We start from the raw sequence: 910 nt of genomic DNA on the forward strand, positions 1-910 counted from the left end.
GGTCTTGCGCGCTCATCCGATATGGTTGAGCACCGCCACACCACCGAGCCACACTGCGCAGAGCACGCCGAGGGTCAGGAAGACGGAATTGAAGATCACGAAGGCGGCCAAGGCGGAGCCTAGCGATGCCTCCATCACGAAGTCCATGAGCTTCGCGGCACGCAGGTCAATCATGCGGTCTTCGTCCATCGTCAACTCCTCTGGAAGGGGCCAAGCGTAAACTACGTCAGAATCGTCCCTGCTTAAAACACGTTAGCGCTAACATGCAAGAGATTTCATCTGAAACTTCACCCCATTGAATCCGATTTTTCACGTCCACGTGCGTGATTCCGGCTGAGGTCGTCGCGCTTGCTCCAGAGAGCGATGAGTCCGAAGGCCAGAATGTAAAGCCCGCCGAACGCAAACATGACCGCTCCGGGCACCGGGCCCACGTCAGCACGCGTCAGGGCATCGTTGAAGGAGGCGACCGGCGCCGGGTGCACGGCGATCTTGCCGGCATAGGCGAGGGTCTGGATCAGCAGGATCCAGAAGTAGTTGCGCCGGATCCGGCGGCCGACCGATACCATCAGTGAGACATGGTAGCGCGGACGCAGGTAGTCGTTGGCGAGGGTGCGCTGCCAGTCGTCCTCGAGATGCAGGTCGCCCTCGGCCAGCATCGGGGCGTAGAAGTGCGTCTCCATCCAGCGGGCGCGCGCGCGCCAGACGTTGAAGTAGCGATAGCGCCGGGCCTCGAGGAACAGGAAGAACACGATCAGCACGCCGACCAGCACCAGGGGCAGGGGCGAGGCGTCGGGCGAGGCGAACGAGATCGACAGCGCCACTCCCAGTGTCACCACCGCCCAGTTGGTCGTGGTGTCGAGGCGCGTGCGCCAGATGGTGCTGCGATACACCTCGCCCCGGTAGAGATGGG

The 910-nt window shown here is 62.5% G+C and carries 2 protein-coding genes; both read right to left on the bottom strand.

Translation table 11 applies throughout. From position 1 onward, the window contains the following. Positions 1–12: 12 nt before the first annotated feature. On the bottom strand, positions 13–189 hold the full coding sequence (locus tag HC022_RS27640) for a hypothetical protein (RefSeq protein ID WP_008885834.1): 177 nt from the start codon (positions 187–189) through the stop codon (positions 13–15). A 98-nt stretch (positions 190–287) separates the two neighbouring features. After that, on the bottom strand, positions 288–910 hold a 623-nt coding region (locus HC022_RS27645; RefSeq protein WP_167454505.1), incomplete at its 5' end, for a DUF2270 domain-containing protein.

The sequence above is a fragment of the Salipiger sp. HF18 genome, assembly GCF_011806505.1.
Classification (GTDB): Bacteria; Pseudomonadota; Alphaproteobacteria; order Rhodobacterales; family Rhodobacteraceae; genus Salipiger; species Salipiger thiooxidans.